At 39.9% G+C, this 21,546-nt stretch carries 16 protein-coding genes; 8 read left to right on the top strand and 8 right to left on the bottom strand.

Annotated elements, in window-relative coordinates; translation table 11 throughout:
- Positions 1–203: 203 nt before the first annotated feature.
- The 8 genes from ACZIX4_RS04475 to ACZIX4_RS04440 all read right to left on the bottom strand — a co-directional run bounded on the left by ACZIX4_RS04475 (position 204) and on the right by ACZIX4_RS04440 (position 9,679).
- Entirely contained in the window at positions 204–3,866 is a 3,663-nt protein-coding gene (locus tag ACZIX4_RS04475) for a hybrid sensor histidine kinase/response regulator transcription factor (protein WP_463334411.1), read from the bottom strand.
- 340 nt (positions 3,867–4,206) lie between these two features.
- The gene (locus ACZIX4_RS04470; protein WP_463334410.1) at positions 4,207–4,623 is read right to left on the bottom strand and encodes an SRPBCC family protein; all 417 of its coding nucleotides are present in this window, start codon (positions 4,621–4,623) and stop codon (positions 4,207–4,209) included.
- A 21-nt stretch (positions 4,624–4,644) separates the two neighbouring features.
- Positions 4,645–5,661 carry an aldo/keto reductase gene (locus tag ACZIX4_RS04465; protein ID WP_463334409.1) on the bottom strand — a complete coding sequence of 339 codons (1,017 nt, stop codon included), beginning with the start codon at positions 5,659–5,661 and terminating at the stop codon, positions 4,645–4,647.
- A 39-nt stretch (positions 5,662–5,700) separates the two neighbouring features.
- On the bottom strand, positions 5,701–6,243 hold the full coding sequence (locus ACZIX4_RS04460) for a carboxymuconolactone decarboxylase family protein (protein WP_463334408.1): 543 nt from the start codon (positions 6,241–6,243) through the stop codon (positions 5,701–5,703).
- A 54-nt stretch (positions 6,244–6,297) separates the two neighbouring features.
- Complete coding sequence (locus ACZIX4_RS04455) at positions 6,298–6,993, bottom strand: alpha/beta hydrolase (RefSeq protein ID WP_463334407.1); 696 nt, start codon at positions 6,991–6,993, stop codon at positions 6,298–6,300.
- A 40-nt stretch (positions 6,994–7,033) separates the two neighbouring features.
- Entirely contained in the window at positions 7,034–7,900 is an 867-nt protein-coding gene (locus ACZIX4_RS04450; RefSeq protein WP_463334406.1) for an alpha/beta fold hydrolase, read from the bottom strand.
- 84 nt (positions 7,901–7,984) lie between these two features.
- Positions 7,985–8,377 (bottom strand): GlcG/HbpS family heme-binding protein, encoded by a 393-nt coding sequence (locus ACZIX4_RS04445; protein WP_463334405.1) that lies wholly within the window; start codon positions 8,375–8,377, stop codon positions 7,985–7,987.
- Between the two features lie 264 nt (positions 8,378–8,641).
- On the bottom strand, positions 8,642–9,679 hold the full coding sequence (locus ACZIX4_RS04440; protein WP_463334404.1) for a zinc-dependent alcohol dehydrogenase: 1,038 nt from the start codon (positions 9,677–9,679) through the stop codon (positions 8,642–8,644).
- 368 nt (positions 9,680–10,047) lie between these two features.
- On the opposite strand from ACZIX4_RS04440, the gene ACZIX4_RS04435 reads away from it, so the two are divergent.
- The 8 genes from ACZIX4_RS04435 to ACZIX4_RS04400 all read left to right on the top strand — a co-directional run bounded on the left by ACZIX4_RS04435 (position 10,048) and on the right by ACZIX4_RS04400 (position 21,533).
- Positions 10,048–12,270 carry a histidine kinase dimerization/phosphoacceptor domain -containing protein gene (locus tag ACZIX4_RS04435; protein WP_463334403.1) on the top strand — a complete coding sequence of 741 codons (2,223 nt, stop codon included), beginning with the start codon at positions 10,048–10,050 and terminating at the stop codon, positions 12,268–12,270.
- A gap of 9 nt (positions 12,271–12,279) precedes the next feature.
- Positions 12,280–14,538 carry a tetratricopeptide repeat-containing sensor histidine kinase gene (locus ACZIX4_RS04430; protein WP_463334402.1) on the top strand — a complete coding sequence of 753 codons (2,259 nt, stop codon included), beginning with the start codon at positions 12,280–12,282 and terminating at the stop codon, positions 14,536–14,538.
- Entirely contained in the window at positions 14,528–16,759 is a 2,232-nt protein-coding gene (locus ACZIX4_RS04425) for a sensor histidine kinase (RefSeq protein ID WP_463334401.1), read from the top strand. The genes ACZIX4_RS04430 and ACZIX4_RS04425 overlap by 11 nt, the downstream gene beginning before the upstream one ends.
- Positions 16,760–17,030: 271 nt before the next feature.
- Positions 17,031–17,966 carry an AraC family transcriptional regulator gene (locus ACZIX4_RS04420; protein WP_463334400.1) on the top strand — a complete coding sequence of 312 codons (936 nt, stop codon included), beginning with the start codon at positions 17,031–17,033 and terminating at the stop codon, positions 17,964–17,966.
- 11 nt (positions 17,967–17,977) lie between these two features.
- Positions 17,978–18,922: a helix-turn-helix domain-containing protein gene (locus tag ACZIX4_RS04415; protein ID WP_463334399.1), complete on the top strand. Its 945-nt coding sequence runs from the start codon at positions 17,978–17,980 to the stop codon at positions 18,920–18,922.
- Positions 18,923–19,049: 127 nt separating this feature from the next.
- Entirely contained in the window at positions 19,050–19,511 is a 462-nt protein-coding gene (locus ACZIX4_RS04410; RefSeq protein WP_463334398.1) for a redoxin domain-containing protein, read from the top strand.
- 11 nt (positions 19,512–19,522) lie between these two features.
- Positions 19,523–20,056: a DsbA family protein gene (locus tag ACZIX4_RS04405; protein ID WP_463334397.1), complete on the top strand. Its 534-nt coding sequence runs from the start codon at positions 19,523–19,525 to the stop codon at positions 20,054–20,056.
- Positions 20,057–20,180: 124 nt separating this feature from the next.
- Positions 20,181–21,533, top strand: a complete 1,353-nt coding sequence (locus tag ACZIX4_RS04400; protein ID WP_463334396.1) for a sigma-54-dependent transcriptional regulator — start codon at positions 20,181–20,183, stop codon at positions 21,531–21,533.
- The last annotated feature ends 13 nt before the right edge of the window (positions 21,534–21,546 follow it).

Genomic DNA, 21,546 nt, shown 5'->3' with positions numbered 1-21,546 from the left:
GTAAAAAACAAATTACGAAAACGTTATTGTTAACAAGGCAAATGTATAATATCAGGTAAAAGTGAACCCGTAAAATCGTCCCGAAATACGGGTAAAAACAGTTCAAACTCCTGAAAATACAGGTTAAACGCAAAAAAACATCAGAATTTTTACAGGTAGAAAAATTTTGAACTTTAATTTTTACCAAATGTATATTTACACTACTACGCCCGCTTGTTTTTTATATAATCGGTAGGTGCGAGTCCAAATTCTGATTTAAAGCATTTCCTGAAATAATCGGTATCGCTAAAGCCTACCATATACGCAACCTCATTTACCGTAAATTTAGATTCAGACAACAGTTGCTGTGCCTTTTTAAGGCGTATCTCCTTCAGTATTTCTGATAAACTTAGCCCCGTGAGGTCTTTCACCTTTCGGTAAAGCTGGCTCCTGCTTACCCCTACCCCAGCGCAAATAGCATCTACCCCCAGTTCGGTATCTGAGAGGTTACTTTCTATAAAAGCCAGCAACTTTTGCAGCAGCTTTTCATCGGCAGATAGGGGAACATCGTGTGTAGGCTGAAACGAAATTTCTTTACGGTATTTTTCTTTCAGGTTTTGCCTTGTGGCAAGCAGGTTTTGTACCCGCGCCGAGAGGGAAGACAGGTTAAAAGGCTTGGTAATATAATCATCGGCGCCGGTTTCCAAGCCTTCAATTTCAGATTCCACGGGTGTTTGCGCGGTAAGCAGTACTACCGGTATATGCGATGTTTTTATGTTGTTTTTCAGCTTGCGGCACAGTTCAAAGCCGTCCATGTGCTCCATCATTACGTCTGATATAATAATATCAGGCACCTCATTCACGGCGGTTTCAAATCCTTCAGTACCGTCAGCCGCTTCCTTCACGTTATAAAAATTGGAAAAGTAATCTTTTAAGTAGGCCCTTAATTCAGGATTGTCTTCAACCAAAAGCAGGGTGTACGGTTTATCGGTTTTGGCAGCATATATATCTGTTATAGCAGGTAGCAGCTCCTTATCGATATTGATATGTTCAACCGTAACCTGCGGTGCGGTGCCAACAGCAGTAGAAACCAAAGGCAGTGTTATTGTGAAAGTAGTCCGGCTTTCGTTTGGCCTTACATAATTACTTTCTACAGTTAGCGTACCGTTGTGCAGTTCCACAAGCCCTTTGCTATAGGCCAGGCCGAGGCCGGTACCGCCCGTACTTTGCTTTTTTCCCTGCTTAAACGGCTGGAAAATAACCTCAAGGTCGTCTCCGGCTATTGGCTCATTGCCACGGTTGATAACTTTGATTACCGCATTTTGGTTATTTTCATCAGATGCAAAAGAAAAGTTGACTTCAATATATCCCGCAGCAGGTGTAAACTTCAGTGCATTAGACAACAGATTATACAATACCTTTTCGAGCTTATCTTCATCGTAGCCGAATACGCAGCTGTTTACATCGTGCACCAACCTAATTTGAATATTTTTTGCTTCGGCACCACTCCTGAACGATGCTATTACCCCACCCAAAAACGCTATAACATCATTGTTTTGCAGGGTTAGCTGTAAGTTACCGGTTTCAAGCTTGCGGAAATCAAGGAGCTGGTTAACCAATTTTACCAGCCGGTCTCCGCTAAGCTGCATGGTTAACAACTGCGAGTATATGGCGCGGTTCTCTGCAAACATACCCAAAAGCCTTTCTAACGGCGCCTGTATGAGGGTAAGTGGTGTTTTAATTTCATGGGAGATGTTTGTAAAAAACTGTAGCTTGCTTTGGTACAACTCGTGTTCCTGATGATGCATAAGCTCTTCATAGGCTAATTTTGCCTTAAGCCGTGTAACCCTCAGCGAATACCTGTGGTATGCATAGAACCCCGAAAGCAATACTACTACATAGCACAGGTAAGCCCATGCACTGGCGTAGAAAGGGGGCAGTACTTCAATATTTAAAGTGTCAGGTATTTTGTTCCAGACCCCATCGCTGTTTGAGGACATTACCTTAAACACATAATTGCCCGCCGGCAGGTTAGAGTATGATGCCACCCTATGCCCCGCATCGGTATATACCCAGTCTTTATCAAAACCTTCCAGTTTGTAGGCATATTTATTGGCCTGCGGGTTAGAATAATGGAGCCCGGCAAATTCTATAGCAATACTTTTATCATTGTGCTTCAGTTGTATTTCATGGGTCAGGTACAGTGGCTTTGTAAGCACTACGCGGCCATTAATTTCTTCATTAATCTTTACCGGACGGTTCAGTATCTGTAATTCGGTAAGTACGGTAACAGGCAAGGTTTTTTCAGGGAATATCCCGTCGGGGTAAAAGGCATTAAAGCCGTTATTGCCACCAAAATACATTTTACCGCTTGCAGGGCTTTTAAAAGCTGCCCCCGCCGAAAACTCCCGGCTTTGCAGCCCGTCCTGTAAAGTATAGGTGCGTACGCTAAGCTTCTTTTTGTGCAACTGCGAAATCCCTTTCTTGTGGCTTATCCATAAATAGCCTTTATTATCTTCTAAAACCGATACTACAGATGATTTTGGGAAGCGGTTGTTTGCAGAGAAATTGGTAAACTTTCGGGTCGAGGGATCATATTTATCAAGCCCGCTTCCGGTGCCTATCCATATCATACCTTCTTTATCCTCATAAATACAGTTGATACGGTTGTCGCTTACAGAGTTCCTGTTTTCACTATGGATAAAATGATGTATTACCTTATATTCATCGGTACCGTTTACCGGTTGCAACACGCTTATGCCCCCTGTATTGCCGCCGACGCCTTCGCAACCCACCCATACACAGCCTTTAGAATCCTGCATGATAACACGGGTATGGGGATGTACCATCATTTTTTCAGGGTCGTAATGAATCAGTGTATCACTGCCGTTCTTGTATTTGTAAACCCCGTTCCAGGTTGCAAAAAGCAGGTTGTGCTCATTATCTTCTGTAACACCAAATACTGTGGTATGGTTTACCTGATACGAAAAATCACTGAACCTTCCCGTTAACGGATTATAGCTGTTAAGCCCCTCTTTAGTGCCTATCCATACCGTACCCCGCGAATCGCAAAATACAGCCCTGATTAAATTACTGGTTATGCTGCCCGGCGCTTTCTGTATATGCCGTGCGTTTTTGCCCATTACCGTAATACCCATATCGCGGGTGCCTACCCATACATTGCCCTGATTGTCTTCGCAAATGGTACTCACATTATTATCAATCAACGATTTTCCATCTGAAGGATTATGATAAAAATGCTCAAAAGGCTTGCCTGCTAAATTGGCCTTATTAATACCGTTACTGTAGGTGCCTATCCATAAAATGTTGTGGTTGTCTTTATAAATATCGGTTACATAGGCATCGTTTAAACGGCCGGGATTTGCAGAACCCTGTTCGTATACTTTCGTTTTCCCGGTCTTTATATTGGTTTCAATAAGCCGGTTCCTGGGCACTTCAATATTCCAAGTGTAATCTTTAAATGCAACTTTAGCATCGTTAATGTGTTTACGCCTGTCCGTCCATAGAAGAAGCGAATCTGAAACATCCTCTTTAGCAAAACGGTCAAAATTGTCGTGCTCATAATTATAGCGGCACAATTCGTCGTTTTCAAAAGTGCGTACCCAAATGTTTAAATCCTTATCAAGCTTAAGTGTATGTATCCTGTTGTTATTGATGCTTTTTTTATCCTTCGGGTCATACATATAGGTCTTAAAGGTATAGCCGTCATAGCGGCACAGGCCATTCCAGGTACCAAACCACATAAAACCATACTTGTCTTTTATAATACCTAATACCGTATTTTGCGGAAGCCCGTCGGCAGAAGTAATATGGTCAAACCTTACAATTGGTGCCTGTGAAAATGCCTTACCAGTATTAAACGCCACTAATAATAGTAGAAAGACTATATAGTGTTGTATTTTATTAATAGTAGTAAAAACAGCCGTATACATTGTTGCTAAATGATAGATAAACGATACTAAACTACGGTGTATTTATCATTAGACTATCATGTACTGTTATGTTTATTAATAACTAAAGTTTACAACTGCCATAGAGTTTCCGGATTACTACTCATAAATCCTCGATAAAAGTGTTCGAAAATTGTCCGGGTTAAGTCAGCTTTCAGCCGCCAAAAATTTTAAAAATGTTGAAAAGTTTTATATAGCAAAATCGCGGCAATTTCTGTTGAACAGAAATTGCCGCGATTTTGCATAAAATTCATTATTATTTTATAAAGTTTTCTTTCAGGCCCTTTAAGCCATCCTCATAAATACCCTTAAAAAGCGCTATTGCTTCAGCATCTGAAATATTAACAGGAGTAAATGTGCCATGCCATTCTATCCTCGATCCTTTACCATCGGGCTTACCTGCTACCTTTAATGTAGAATAGTACTCTTTTACAGGAAAAGGAGCTTGTAATATGTGATAAGTATAACTTTTTTCTTTTTCGTCGAAGTTTATCAGCTGTTCTATGATAGTACCACCATCCGGATTTTCAAGGAGCCTTATCCTTCCCCCTTCTTGTAATTCAGATTTTGGTATGTAGGGCAGCCAATCCGGTAAACTACCAAAGCCGCCTATCAATTTCCAAACCTCATCGGGCCCGGCTGATATTTCTATAAATGCAGATGTTTTTGCCATAATAATATTATTTTAAAAAATTTACTTTTTATCAATCGGAAGCGGTGCCGAAGCATTAACCAGCCCATGTTGCCTTAGTTCTTCCCAAAATCCATCAGGTATTACAGCATTCAGGGCTTCAATATCTTCCTCTATACGGCCGGGCCTGCTGGCACCCGGTATTACTGCAGCTACTGCATCGTTTGCCAGTGAAAACTGCAAACCGGCCGACTTCATGCTTACATTATATACATCGGCTATTTTCTTTATCCTTGCTACCTTATCCAGTATCTCGGCACTGGCAGGGGCATATTCAAAACTTGAGCCGCCAACAAGCACCCCCGAACTGTACGGGCCACCAACCACTATGCTTAAACCCTGCTTTGAAACTTCGGGCATTACACGCTGAAGCGCACGGTCATGGTCTAAAAGTGTATATCGACCGGCAAGTAAAAAAGCATCCGGATGCGCATTTTCTAAAGCAAGGATAATCTCGATGGGCTCTACGCGGTTTACGCCTAATCCCCATGCCTTTATAACGCCTTCATCGCGCAAGCGGTCCAGTACTTTAAAAGCACCTTTACGGGCACTTTCAAATTTCCCTAACCATTCATCGCCATAAAAATCCTGTGCCACATCATGTACCCACACAATATCAAGATAATCGGTCTGAAGCCTTTTCAAACTATCTTCAATAGATTGCAGTGTTGCTTTTTCAGAATAATCGTTAACAATTTTATTTGGCCTGCCATATTTAAACAAATCGCCTTTTTCGCCCAAATCCCTGGCGCTAACGTCTTCAACTTCATCAAGAATAACGCGGCCCACTTTAGTGCTTATAATAAATTCGTCCCTGGAATAACCGGAGAGTATATTACCCAACCTGATTTCGGCCAGGCCGGCACCATAAAACGGGGCGCTGTCAAAATAACGGATGCCGCTATCCCACGCTGCTTTTACCGTGGCAAATGCTTCTTCTTCAGGAATATTCCTGAACATATTTCCTAATGGTGCCGAGCCAAACCCAAGTTTACCCGGCAAAATCTTTTTTATGTCCATGTCTTTATTTTTTTATTTCTGAATTGTGCTTTACAGGTTTTATGACCCTAATTTTTCGGCAGCAGGAAAGTCAACCGGTATTTTGGTTGCCGCATACACATAATTAGTAAATGTCCTGATGACAATGATACCTATAAGGTCTATCAGGGCCTGCTCATCATATCCTGCATTAAAAAAACCTTCCTTTAACTGTTCATCAGCCTCGCCTTTATTTTCGGCAATGCCTTTAGCCAGTTTTAGTGCTGTGTCGAGTTTTGGGTCGGTTGCATTACCGGTCCTGAATTGCAGTGTATCTTCTTTGGTATAGCCTTTCCTTATTGCCAGCATAGTATGCGCCGCAAGGCAGTAATCGCATTTATTTACCTGAGAAACAACAAGGTTAACAGCCTCTTTTTCTTTATCTGTAAAGGCGCTGTGGCTAAATACCGCCTCAAAATCCAGAAAGCCTTTTAACGCTGCCGCAGAATAACCTATGGTAGCATAAAGGTTTGGCACCATACCTATCTTTTTCTGTATACTGTCAAAAATAGCCTGCGCTTCAGTACTTACATCCTCTCTGGAAGGAACAACAATTGTTTTCATAAATTCGTGTATTTTTTGTTTGTGCAATGAATTAGAAGATTTGAAATAAGCCGGCTACAAATCACCGGCAAAGTCTGATGCAGCAATTATTACATCTGCAACAACCTGTGGCTGCGACATGTAAATAAGATGGCTGCCTTCTGCCTCAATGGCCGAAGTATTAGACCTGCTGTACATTACCCGCTGTATTTCGGGTAAAATACTTTTATCATGGGTAGCTATTACCCCATACGTGGGCTTTGTTTTCCACGCAGCCTGTACAATGGGCGTAACAAAACCCTCGGCATAAAGAGGCCCCTGCGATGCACACATAAATGCCGCATCTTCCTCACTCAGGTCGGCACATAAACCGGCATGGTATTTATCGCTGTCATAATAAATAATACCTTTTTCATTTGGCGGTAATACACCATTTTCCTCAGCCGGCGGTGCGGTCTGTATCCACTGTAAGGCAGTTTCCCCCTTATCGGGCTGAAATGCCGCAACATATACCAGCGACGCCACATTTTCATGGTTACCTGCTTCGGTAATTGCCACCCCTCCATACGAGTGGCCTACAAGCACCGCAGGGCTGTTTAGCCTGTCCAGGGCGGCTGTAACTGCAGCAACACCATCGTGCAGCGAAGTAAGCGGGTTATGCACTATGGTAACGTTATACCCTTTACTGCTCAGTATATCATACACCGCACGCCAGCCCGAGCCATTTGCAAATGCTCCGTGTACCAAAACGATATTTTTAATTGTATCCATATTTAAAATGTTTTAGGATAAACAGTTTTGCCCGTTTTTCTTATTTGCCTGTTTTTCTTAATAAAAAATCTTTTATTAATGCCCCCATTTCTTCACCGAAACTTTCAAGTGCAAAATGCCCGGTATTAAAGAGATGAAATTCAAGATTTTTAAGGTCTTTTTTAAAAGGTTCGGCACCCGAACCCGGGAAGATATAATCGTCTTTGCCGTAAACAATAATTGTTTCGGGCTGGTACTTCCTGAAGTATTCCTGCCACTCGGGGTATAGCGCTACATTGGTTTGGTAATCATAAAACATGGCAAGCTGTATGGCACCGTTTTCCGGCCTTTCTAAATGCCTGAGGTCAATTTCCCAGTTGTCAGGGGCTATCACAGAAGCATCCGGCACGCCATGAGTATATTGCCATTTTAACCCGTTAGGATCGTGGAAACCGCGTAATGTGTTTTCCGCCTCTTTATTATTCCTGTCTTTCCAGTAAGCTTTAATCGGGTCCCAGAATGTTTGAAGCCCTTCTTCATAGGCACAGCCGTTTTGTATTATCAGCGTATCTATCTTATCGGGATTTCTGCTGGCAATCCTGAAACCGATAGGAGCCCCGTAATCCATAAGGTAAAGGCTGAACTTTTTTATCTCAAGCTCATCCAGTAGCTTTTTCACAATAGCAGAAATATTTTCGAATGTATAGCTGAACTCTGCCATTGGAGGCTGTTCACTCCTGCCATAACCGGGATAATCAGGTGCTATGAGGTGAAAATCATCTGCCAGGTCGGTTATCAGATTGCGAAACATGTGCGAAGAAGTGGGATAGCCATGAAGCAACACAACCGTAGGCTTGTTCCTGTCTCCAGCCTCCCTGTAAAAAATTTCCACTCCGTTTATTTTCCTTGAATGATAAGTTGTTTTCATAATATTGGTTTTTTAATTTATAAATACTGAATCTGTTTAAAACACCTGTTAGAGGGGTAGCTTTAAACTTCTCCTCTTTTAAAATCAAAAGCTGATAGCGGCTGTGGCAACTTCAAAATCTTCCTCCTGGCTTCCACCCGAAACCCCGATGTAACCGGCTATTTCGCCTTCTATACTAATAGGCAGCCCTCCTTTAAATCCTAAAAGGCCTCCGTTAGTGTTTATAATACCGTACATACCGGAATCGGGCTTCAAAAATTCCCCTACCTCATGGCTTGGCAGCCCATAAAGCATAGAAGTTTTAGCTTTGCCAATGGCAATATCTATTGTAGCCAGGAACGCATTGTCCATACCTGTAAAGCCTTTTAAATAGCCCGCAGAATCAAGGACGGCTATATTTACCCTAACCTGCATTTCGGTTGCTTTTAGTACCGCTTTTTCCAGTACCGTTAAAACCTGTTTTCTTGAAATATTCATGGCTTGTTGTTTTAGGCTTAAATGATGTAAAAAAGGTGCCTCAATTACCCCGAAGGCTTACCGGGTTTCAATACAAACCCATTCTGAGGATTTGAATGTGGTTAGTGTACAGATTATCTAATCCTGATGAACCTTAAAACATGGGATTCAGTTTAATGCTGTTACGAAAATTTATACGTATTGATTACCGGTCCCGAACTTATCCGTACGGGGTAATTGAATAACGGCACCTTTGCACAACTGTTTAAGGGGGGTTAGCTATGCTTAAACCGGCTGTGATATATCAAGAACTACACGTCCTATAACTTTACCGTTTTTCAGGTTGTCAAGAACTTTATTAAGGTCATTCAGTTTGGCTTTGGTTATCCTGGTTTTTACTTTTCCTCTTACGGCTAAGTCAATAGCTTCCTGCAGGTCCTGCCTGTTACCCACTACCGATCCGCGAACGGTATATTCGTTCATAATGGTATCGCTTATAGGCACTTCCACACTTCCGTCAGGAATGCCAATCAAGGTTATTGTCCCTCCTCTCCTAAGGGCTTTATGGGGATTTTCGAAAGCTTCATTTTCAACGGCTGTAATAAGCAGTGCATGTACACCACCTACTTTTTCCTGAAGAAAAGCCCAAGGGTCGGTTTTTGAAGCATTTACAACAACATCTGCCCCCATCTCTTTAGCAAATTCAAGTTTTTCATCTGCAATATCTATAGCCGCAACATTGTACCCCATTACTTTGGCATACTGCACTGCTAAATGCCCCAGTCCTCCCACGCCTGAAATTGCAACCCAGTCATCGGGCTTCAGGTTAGAAGATTTTAGCCCTTTGTAAACAGTAAGCCCGGCACACAGAATAGGCGCCATTTCGTAAAGGTCAATCCCTTCCTTAGGGAAACGGCCCACATAATTAGCATCGGCAATAACATACTCGGCATGCCCGCCATCTACAGAGAAGCCGCTGTTGTCCTGGTCCCCGCATAGCGGCTCGTGGCCTGAGGCACAATACCCGCAATGCCCGCAAGCCCGGTTAAGCCATGGCACGCCTACAACATCGCCTTCTTTTACACTGGTTACATAAGGCCCCAGGGCTACCACATAACCTACGGCCTCATGCCCTATTGTTAAGGGTAGTTTAGGTACCTGCCATTCGCCAAGGGCTGCATGCACATCGCTGTGGCAAACACCGCTTGCTACAACTTTAATTAAAATTTCATTTCCTTTTGGCTCCTTAACAGGGACATCCTCTATTGCAAGGGCGGTTCCTTTTCCGTGTACCACCGCTGCTTTCATAGTTTTTGGAATCATAATATTAATTTTATGGTTTATAATTTTTTCACTCTTTTAAAATTCCGGTGCCGGCTTTTTAATAAAGAGCCATTACTACCGTATGAATCAGGGGCTGATTAATACAACACGAATTTAGACAGAGGTAATTCTTTAAACACTAATATTTTAACTTCAAAAATTATAATAAATAAAGATTGCTTCAGGCTAATGGATTTAGCACAATACAGCAAGCTTACGTAAAGGATATTGTTTTTTAGATTAACGGTTCGGGCAATAACGGAAAGAATTTTCTGCAAGGCAGGTCAGGCTAAAAAAAAGCTATCATTATTGCAATGCAGTTAATATTTTGTTAACTTTATTAGCATCAATCTATAATTCAATGCCTTATGAAGTTAAAAATACTTACTATCTTCTTAGTATTATTTATGACCAGGGCGTTTACGCAAACCATAAATAAGGAACAGTTTGTACAACTACAAAAGCAACTGTCGCGTGAAAAAGATAAAGCAAAAAAGGCCGGCCTTTTAAAGCAGGCAGCCGCTTACTACCTGGCAAGGGCGGAATTTAAAACAGACCTTGACAGTGCTTCATTGCTTAACAAACAGGCTTTTGATATTAGTAAGGAGTTGGGTATTAAAAAGAACATAGCTGCATGTATGCTTACAGATGGCCGCATAGCACTGAAAAGAGGTAACCTAAAGCTTGCAGCAACGTTAAAAAATAAAGCACTGGCTTACGCCCACAAACACGGGCTCAGAAAGGAAGAAGCTGCCACCTATAAAGATATTGCCCTTGATGCCGGTGAAGAAGATATTCCTAAAAAAACGAAATATTTGGAAAAAGCCATTTCTTTATACAGGCAGGCAGGCGCACGTTATGAAGAAGCTGAAATTTATTTTGAACTGGGCGGAATGTATGATAATATAGCAGAGACCGACAGTTGTATTAAATATACTAACCTGTCTTTAAAAATAAAAAAAAGCATTAAGCGGCACGACCTTTATAAAGAATATGCAGTGCTTGGCCAAAGTTTGTGGGTAAAAGGAGACTATGAAAGAGGTATGGGCAATGCCCTTGAAGCCGAAAAAATAGCACAAAATATAAATGCGGACCCTGAATGGCTTATGCTTATATACAACCTTTTAGGCGTTATGTACGGCGAAATCAGTTCTACTGCAAAATCGGTAGAATCGTACCGGAAGGCTATAATGGTAGCTAAAGAAAATAATGAGCCGGAAAGTGTACATGATATTACACTAAACGCTTCGCTTAGCCTTTATAATATGGGGAAACATACTGAGGCATTAGTTTTACTGAAGGAACTTAATTATTATCCTGATAAGGATTGTGATGCGCAGATAGCATCACTCTATCTGTTATTATATTCTGAATTAAAAAAATACAGTAAAGCAAAACCCTATTATTTACAGTTACTAAAATGCGATGACGGGGCCGAAGAGGATGTTACCAATCAACAAACCGTTTACTACGCTATTATACAATACCTGTTAAAAACCGGGCAGGCCGAAAAAACCTATCCGTATCTTGATAAAATAAGGGAACTGTCTAAACAACACAGTAACCCGCTAAGTATGCGCGAACTTGAGTATACTTATTATGAAGCCGATTCTGCCACCGGTAATTTTAAAAGTGCGGTAGAGCGCCTTAAGATTGTAAAAGCTTTAAACGATTCGGTATTTAACCTGCAAAGCCGGGAGCAGTTTGACAGATTACAAATAAAATATGATACCGAGAAAAAGGATAAAGACATAAAGCTGCTTACACAGCAAGCAAAGTTGCAACAGGAAAAAATACGCAACGAAACCATTTTACGGTATGTTATTATCAGTGGCCTTATAGTATTAATAATATTTGTGGCACTTTTATATAACCGTGCAAGGCTGAAACAACGTACCAACAAAAAATTAGAATTAAAACAACAACAAATTAATGACCAAAACGATACTTTAAAAAAGTTGCTTAAAGAAAAGGAGTGGCTACTTAAAGAAATTCACCACAGGGTGAAAAACAATTTGCAGATTATCATCAGCCTGCTTAACACCCAATCAAGATATCTTGATAACGAAGCTGCTTTACAAGCCATACAGAACAGTGAGCACCGCATGCTCTCTATGTCGCTTATCCACCAAAAGCTATATCAGACAGAAAATATGACAACAATAGATATGTCCTGGTATGTACATGAGCTGGTTAATTATCTGGAAGATTCTTATGCAGATAACGGAAATATAAGGTACATAATAGACCTTGACCCTTTAGAACTTGATGTAACACAAGCAGTACCCTTAGGGCTTATAATTAATGAGGCCGTAAGTAATTCAATAAAATATGCCTTTACAACTAAAAACAACGGGCAAATAAACATATCCCTAAAAAACATCAGCCCTGACACTTACCGGCTTATAATTACAGATAATGGCATCGGGCTACCGGAAGGATTCATGTTACAGGAAAGGAAATCTTTAGGGATGGACCTTATGATGGGTCTTGCCGACCAGTTAGACGGCACACTTGACCTAAACAGTAGTGATGGCCTTACTATCTCGTTAACATTTACAAAAACCATGTCATTAATCCATAATGAATAAAGCCAGATAATGAAAAACACTATTTACTTTTTCATCATATTTCTCATTAGTGCAAATGCTTTTGCCCAAGCTATAAGTAAGCAAGAGTACAGAGAAACAAAAAAAAAGCTGCTTTGGGAAAAAGATGAGGCAAAAAAAGCCAAACTTTTATACCAGGCGGCCTATTACTGTTATAAAAAAGAAGAAGAAAATACTGATAAAGCACTGGATAGCGCCACAATGTTTAACCTGGAATATATAGCCCTGAGCCGTAAGCTGGATTTAAAGAAAAATATAGCCGAAGGTATGTTGCTTGACGTTTCTATTGCCTTAAAGAGGGGTAATTATGAGCTTGGCGAAGAATTAAATAAAAAGGCTTTGGCTTATGCCCATAAAAACGGGCTTAAAATTGAAGAAGCAACTACCTTAGTAACGCAGGCAATGTTTTTTACCACTGACGTACAACAAGCTGAAAATCAACTAAAAAAAGCGGTTTCATTATTTAAGCAGGCTGGTAATACTTTTGAAGAGGCTGAAACATATATCCAACTGGGTACAATATACCACAACATATACCGTCCGGATAAATCTATATCGTATGTAAATCAAGCTATTAAAATAAAAAAGAGCATTAAACGGTATGATTTATATAAAGAGTATGCATTACTCTCCCAAAATTATTCGCTTCAGGGTAATTTAAAAGACGCTCTCGCCTATGCCCTTGAAGCGGAAAAAATAATGGAAAATGTAAAACCTATCAGCTACTGGTATATTTTTATTTACAATTTGTTAGGTGGTGTGTACTTAGAACTTAAATCAGTAGAAAAATCTATTGTTTACTACAAAAAAGCTTTATCGGTAGCCCAAAAAGTCAATAATACTGAGGCTGTAACTTCAATCACTCACAATATCGCCAATATACTCTACCGTTCGGGGAAAGCAGCCGAAGCTTTAAATTTACTGGACAAAGAACTGAAGTATTATCCCGGTAAAGATTGTAATATACTTACCTCATCTATATACCTTTTATTGTATTGCAACCTAAAGAAATACGATAAGGCAAACGAGTATTATCTGCACCTGCTTAAATGCAGTGAATCGGATTCGGCAACAGATTATGACCTTGAAACCATGTACCAGGCTATAATAAACTATTTAATAAAAACAGGGCAAGCGGCAAAAGCCTATACGTACATAGATAAATTAAAGGAAGCGGCCAAAGCCGGGGATAATTTGATAAATCTGTCTGAAATAGAAAAAACGTATTACAGGGCCGATTCTGCCACAGGTAATTACAAAAGCGCAATACAGCATTTAATAAGATCCAAATCATTAAGCGATTCGGTTTTTAATATTAACAGCCTGAAAAATATTAATGATTTAGAACTAAAATATGAAACTGAAAAAAAAGATAAAAACATAACCCTGCTTACCCAGCAGGGTAAACTGCAGCAGCAAAAAATACGCAACGAAACCATTTTACGGTATGTTATAATTAGCGGCCTTATTATATTGGCAATATTTGTAACCCTTCTATATAACCGTGCAAGGCTGAAACAACGTACCAATAAGGAATTAGAACTGAAACAACAACAAATTAATATTCAAAACGATACCCTTAAAAAGCTACTTACAGAGAAAGAATGGCTGCTTAAAGAAATTCACCACAGGGTAAAAAACAACTTGCAAATTATCATCAGCCTGCTTAACACACAATCTAAATATCTTGATAATGAGGCTGCCCTGGAGGCCATACAAAACAGCGAGCACCGTATGCTGGCCATGTCGCTTATCCACCAAAAATTATATCAGTCAGAGAACATAGAGGCTATAGATATGTTGTGGTATATACACGAACTTGTAAGCAACCTACAGGAATCTTATTTGGCAACCGGAAATATACGCTGTGTAATGGACATAGAACCTTTAGAACTTGATGTAACGCAGGCCGTGCCCTTAGGTCTTATAATTAATGAGGCCGTGAGTAATTCAATAAAATATGCTTTTCCTGATAAAAACAACGGAGAGATAAACGTAACCTTAAAAAATACCACGACTGATACATACCGGCTTACAATAGCAGATAACGGAATTGGGCTGCCTGATGGTTTTATGTCGCAGGAAAGAAAATCACTGGGTATGGATTTAATGATGGGGCTTGCCGATCAGTTAGACGGCGCATTTAGCCTTGAAAGCAACAACGGCCTTACCGTCATGCTTACATTTACCAAAAAGTTGTTACTCACTGAAAACGAACAAAATGAAATACATCCCGACAATGAAATGTAGTATTTTCTTTTTTTTCTTATTTCTTATTACCGTAACTACTTTTGCCCAGACAATAAGCAGGCAAGAGTACAGGGAAATAAAAGCATCGCTGCACAGTGAAAATGACCGCACAAAAAAGGCCAAACTTTTATATGAAGTAGCAAAATATACAATTAAAAACGGCAATTCAAAACCGGCTATTGACAGTGCTTCCATGCTTAACAGCGAATCTCTGGATATAAGACGAAAACTCAATTTAAAGAATGGAATTGCACAAAGTATGCTGCTTAACAGTGAGATTGCACTGAAAAAAGGTGATACCCTACGTGCGGAAGCCCTAAAGAAAAACACACTGCAATATGTGCGCAAATACAAGCTTACAAAAGAAGAGGCAGATGTTTATTTTTCATCGGCACAAAACCTGAGAGATAAAGATACCTTAAAAGAAAAGGAATATTTTATGAAAGCCATTGGCCTTTACAAAAAGGCAGGTGCATTTTATGAAGCAGCCGAAACGTATGTAAAGTTTTCAGAATCCAGCTACTACGCCTCTAACTGTGAGAAAAGCATCTACTATGTTAAGCAGGCTATAAAAATTAAAAAAAGCATCAGGTCAAAAGAGTTGTACAAGGAGTATGCCCTGTTGTCTCAAAATTTATGGTACCTGTCAAAGATTAAAGAGTCTCTTGCTTATGCCCTGGAAGCAGAAAAAATTGCAGAAAATTTAAAGGTTGAAGGTGACTGGCTCACTTTTATCTACAATCTTTTAGGGGGTATTTATCAGGATTATGATGCGGTTGATAAATCTATATTTTACCAGAAGAAGGCTTTAGCTGAAGCTAAAAAAAGTAACAATGCCGCCTTTCTAGACGGTGTTATACAAAATATGTGCAACATGCTGTACCGCAACGAAAGGGCAGCCGAAGCATTAGCTTTATTAGATAATGAGGTTAATTACAAACCGGGAAACGATTGTAACATATATTACTGTTCTACGTATGTAATACTGCATTGTAAACTGAACAACACTAAAAAAGCCAGGCCATATTATGAACAGCTCCTTAAATGCGAGCATAAAAATAAAGAAGACATAGTAGAGCGGGAAACTATGTACTACGCAATAATCCAATATTTGTTCAGCACAGGGCAGTCTCACAAAACCTATAAATACCTCGATGAGTTAAAAGAAATATCTGAAGCCAATAACGACTTTTTAAGTTTGTCCGGCATAGAAAAATTCTACTTTAAGGCAGATACCCTTGCAGGAAATTATGAACACGCCATTAATCATTTCAAAAGATACAAAGCTCTAGAAGACTCGGCAATCAGCGTAAGTACTGTACAACAATTAAATGATTTACGCCTTAAATATGATACCGAAAAGAAAGAAAAAAATATAAAATCGCTTACCCAGCAAGGAAAAATAAGGCAGGAAAAAATACGCAGCGCCACTATTACCAGGTATATTTTTATTGGCGGTACCGTAGTACTGTTGCTTTTTGGCGCGCTTATATACAATTGGACCAGGCTAAAGCAGCATGCCAATAAAAAATTAGACTTAAAGCAGCAACAAATTAACGACCAGAACCACAAACTGAAAAAACTGCTTACAGAAAAAGAATGGCTGTTAAAGGAAGTACACCACAGGGTAAAAAACAACCTGCAGGTTATCATAAGCCTGCTCAACACACAATCTGCATTACTGGACAATGAAAATGCATTACAGGCCATACAAAACAGCGAAAACCGGATGTATTCAATGTCCCTTATCCATCAGAGGCTTTATCAGTCAGACAATCTTTCTACTATTGATATGTCCTGGTACATAGATGAGCTGCTTAACCATCTTACAGATGCGCTTAGCATGGATAAAACAATAACTTATGTCCTCAATATAGAACCCATAGAACTTGAAGTGTCTCAGGCAATACCTGTAGGGCTGATAATTAACGAAGCTGTAAGCAATGCTATTAAACATGCTTTTATAAATAAAGATAGCGGAGCAATTACCATATCGTTACACACTACCAACAACAACCTTTACGAACTTATAATTACAGATAATGGCGATGGGCTGCCTTCAGGTTTTAAATCAAAGGAAAAAGAATCGCTTGGTATGGAACTCATGGAAACAATGGCGGGCCAGTTAAACGGAAAAATTGATATAAACAGCAGTACTAACGGGCTTGTAATCAGTGTAACTTTTGCTAAAAAAGATTCAATAGCCAAAAACCTGCTATAAATCATCTTTTACTTACAATGGCCATTGCGCATTTACGAAATATCGTATTTTTACACAATAAACAAACCATAACACACTAAAAACAAGAACACTACAAAAAAGGTTTGTTATTTGGGGTTGTATTCATAAATCAAAATCTACCAAATTTAGAATTTATGGATACCAATACTCACCTTACAGCATCTACACTTATTTACCAGTGTATCAGTGATTTTACATCAAAATACATAGGGTTTGCTTACCTCACACTCACAGATAAACATCGTTTGTCATGAGGGCCGAATTAGTAAATATCCGAAAATTTACTGATGTCCTCGCCTACATGGGGCTTCCGGTTTTTGAATACCTTGACCGTGATGATTTCGCCATCGTTAAAATTGAGGAATTGGGTATCGAACTACCGTATGAAACACCTGTTTTCCGGCCGGATCATTTCAACCTGATTATTCTTCAGGAAGGCATTGCCACTTATAGCGTTGATGAACAGATTTATGATGTACAGCCTAACCATATCCTGTTTATACCTCCGGATACATTTTTATCCTGTAAGTGGACGGGGTTAGGCAAAGGATATCATATAAGCTTTACAAAAAAGTTCCTTTTACAATTCTCTGTTGCCGGGCTCAATGAAATTCAGAAACTTGATAACGTATCCGCACACACAACACTTATTAAAACAAAAAGTATCAATGATTTTGAATCGGTATGCCTGAGTATTTATTATGAAGCCACACAACAGGAACCCTATAAATATGAGATTATTACAAATCTTATACTGAACCTCCTTTTGCTAATCCGTCAGGATCAGTATAGCCATAAGGCTGTGGAAAACAAGAGGCAATACGGCTTTTATGTTATGGCTTTCCTTAGCCACCTGGAAGAAAATTTCAGCAACATAATTTCCGGGGAAACCGACGAAATGTTCCGGCTAAAAGACTATGCCGAAATGCAAAACCTTACCGAAAAATACCTGTCTAAAATTGTAAATACCGCAACCGGTAAAACAGTAAACCAATGCATACACGAAAAGCGGATTAACGGAATTAAATACCTGCTGAAGTATACAGATAAATCAATGAAAGATATTGCAGAAATGTATGGCTTTAACGACCTCAATTATTTTTATACCTATTTTAAAAGGCATACCCACAGCGCCCCCGGATATTTTAGAAAAGACCACAACACTTACACCAGTATTAACCAATAATTTACTCCACTATGAACACTACAAATTACATTAACCATAAAAACCGGGCCGCCTTAAAAGAATACCCCTCATTTACCGCTTCAGGACATATAACCGCAGATGAATTCGGAAGTTATACCATCTGCCAAAATCATACGGCCATCCTGGAAGGGGCGCCCGTATGGTTCAGGAACAATTGTTTTTCACTTACCCTGGCCATGGATGCCAGCGGCCGCTATACAACAAAAACAAGTAAGTTTGATATCCGCCCGCGTACACTTATTTTCAGCAGGCCAAACACGTATCGCGAAATGCAATGGCATAACCTGGGAGAAGTTTACCACATTACTTTTTCTGAACAGTTTCTTGCACAATATGCAGGTGTAGAAGTTTTCAGTACATTCCCGTTCCTGATGTCTGAAACGGCAAGCCAAAGGCTTACAGATAAAAACGTTATAAATGAGCTGAGCAAAATCTGCCAAAAGATAGATTACATTTCTAAGGAAGAATTACCCCTTAAAAAGAACATTATTGCTAACCTCCTTACCCGGCTTCTGCTTACAATTAAACGTAATTTTTGGCAGCGGCATGATATACGGGGCTACACAAACAGTGATAATGATATTGTAAAGCAGTTTATAAAGAATTTAGAACATCATTATACGCAATTGCAGCAAGGCAGTACATCTATACAGCTTAGGGTAAAAGATTATGCACAGATGCTTAATATCCACGAAAATTACCTGTACACCGTAATAAAAGACCGCACCGGTAAAATTGTAAGCCAGTGGATTGCCGAAAAAAAAGTACTGCTGGCCGAAAATTTACTGAAAGATTATTCTTTGTCAATTAAGGAAATAGCGTATCGCCTGGGGTTTCCGTACATATCATACTTTACAATATTTTTTAAAAAACATACGGGCTTTACACCTAAAGAGTATCGTAGTAAGAGCATGCTAAGGCCTGTTTATGCCTAAATATTAGTTGTGTAAACATTTGATTTTTATAGCTAAAAGGCTACACCACACAGTTTTAAAAACCACAATGTTAGTACATTAGTTAACGTATTTCAGAATTTTAACCGTATATCTAAACTTCAAAATTATGCTACAGATTGGAACAAAGGCCCCCGATTTTTCGTTGCCGGTTACCCCGGACCAAAATATAAGGCTAAGCGAACTAACCGGTAAAAAAGTGATACTTGCATTTTACCCCTCAGATTGGAGCCCCGTATGCGGCGACCAAATGGTTATGTACAATGAAACCTTAAAATATTTCAGGGAATACAATGCCGAATTATTAGGAATTTCAGTTGACGGCAAATGGTGCCATACGGCTTTTAGTAAAGACCGCAACCTCCATTTCCCGTTATTATCTGATTTTGAGCCTAAAGGAAACGTTGCCAAAGAATACGAAGTTTACGATACCACATCAGGTGAATGTAAAAGGGCTTTGTACGTTCTTGATGAGGAAGGTACCATCCGGTGGAGCTACCTTTCTCCTACAGCCATTAATCCGGGTGCCGACGGAATTTTGAATGCCCTTGAAAAAATGGACAAAATTTAAAATTGATAATTATGTTTTTAAACCTACCCGTAAACAACAACGATCACATCCAGGGAAACCCATCGGCTCTCATAGAGCTTGTGGAGTATGGAGACTACCAGTGTCCCCACTGCCAAAAGGCCTATCACGTTATTAAAATATTACAGCAGGAATATGGTACCCGCCTTAAAATTGTGTTCAGGCAGTTCCCCATATCCAGCATCCACCCGCTGGCCCGTTTTGCAGCAGCAGCAAGCGAGGCAGCGGCCATGCAAAATAAATTCTGGGAAATGCATGATTTTCTGTTCGAGCATCCCGGTGAATTAAGCACCGAAAACGTAAGGAAATATGCTACATCTTTAAAAATGAACATAGGGCGTTTTGAAGACGATTTAATGGAGCTCGATGAAGATTCTTCTTCTAAAATAGACCTTGATAAATATAGCGGCATACGCAGCGGCGTAAATGGTACCCCTACCTTTTTTGTTAACGGCGAAAAATTTACAGGGAACTGGAAAAATGATGAACTCCGCTCGTTATTTGACGAAATTATTAGGATGGGGTAATCGCTGCAAAACTATCTGCTCAATATCCAAACCATCCTAACCCTATTTTAAAACAGTTCTTTTAAAATTTGTAAACAATTACTGTGTAACTTTATGAAAAATAGCCACGATATAAACTTATGCAATGGAAAATAGCGATAACATATTAATTGTTGAGGATGAGTTTATTGTAGCCAACAACCTCAAAATGATTTTGAGTAAGGCAAATTATAATGTTATCGGCATAGCTTCATCTGCGGCAAGGGCAAGGGCAGTACTGGCCGACACCAGGCCCGACTGGGTGCTGCTGGATATTATTTTAAAAGGTGATGAAAGCGGTATAGACCTGGCCTGGGACCTGATTAAAATGAAAATACCATTTCTTTTTATATCAGCTAACACAAACCTGTCTACCCTTGAAGTTGTAAAAAAAACCCAGCCCTACGGCTTTTTGGTAAAGCCCTTCAGAAAAAAAGACCTCCTGGTAATGCTTGATATAGCGCGTTACCGTTATTTTACTGAAAGTCAAAACAACTCTTTCATACGCCACGAAAACCAACCTGTGGCCATTACCGGGTTCATTGGCAATTGCCCAAAAATCAATGACGTAAGCAAAAAAATTGATATTGTTGCCCGCACAGAAACATCGGTTTTAATTACCGGTGAAAGCGGCACCGGCAAAGAAAAAATTGCGCACATTATCCATGAAAAATCGGCACGCAGTAGTATGCCCATGCTTACAATAAACTGCGCTGCAATCCCTTTATCTTTACTGGAATCCGAATTATTCGGATATGAAAAAGGCGCATTTACGGGTGCCGATGAACGAAAGATAGGGAAATTTGAGCAGGCCCACGGAAGCACGATTTTCCTGGATGAGATAGGAGAGCTTCCACTTAATGCACAGGCAAAGCTGCTTAGGGTATTACAGGAAAAAGAAATAGAACGGATAAGCGGCAAACAAACCCTAAAAATAGATGTCCGCATCATTGCAGCAACTAACCGTAACCTGGAATATGAAGTTTCGCAAGGGCGGTTCAGGCTGGATTTGTATTACAGGCTAAATATATTTCCGGTAGAGCTGCCTCCCCTGCGTGACCGGAAGGAAGACATTAAAGAACTTGCCCTTCATTTCCTCAGGAAATTCAGCAAAACCATTAAAGGCTTTTCCCCTGAAGTTATACGACAACTGGAGTCTTACAACTGGCCGGGTAACATACGCGAACTGGAACACCTGGTAGAACGCAGCGCCCTGCTTGCTACCGCAAACGAAATTACAACAGTAGACCTTCCCGTAAATAAAAGCATAGATATAGTCCCGGATTCAACAGGGCTTCAGTCTCTTGAAGATGTAGAAAGGAACCACATACTAAAAATATTAAAAACCTGTAATGGTAAAGTATCCGGGCAAGGTGGCGCAGCCGAGATCCTTAAAGTACTGCCCACTACCCTGTTTGCAAAAATGAAAAAACTCGGCATTAAACTGGAACATTATTAATCCGGGATTACCA

The sequence above is a fragment of the Flavobacterium niveum genome (assembly GCF_055231775.1).
The sequence above is the reverse complement of the archived record's forward strand: the minus strand, read 5'-3'. Positions and strand labels throughout refer to the sequence as shown.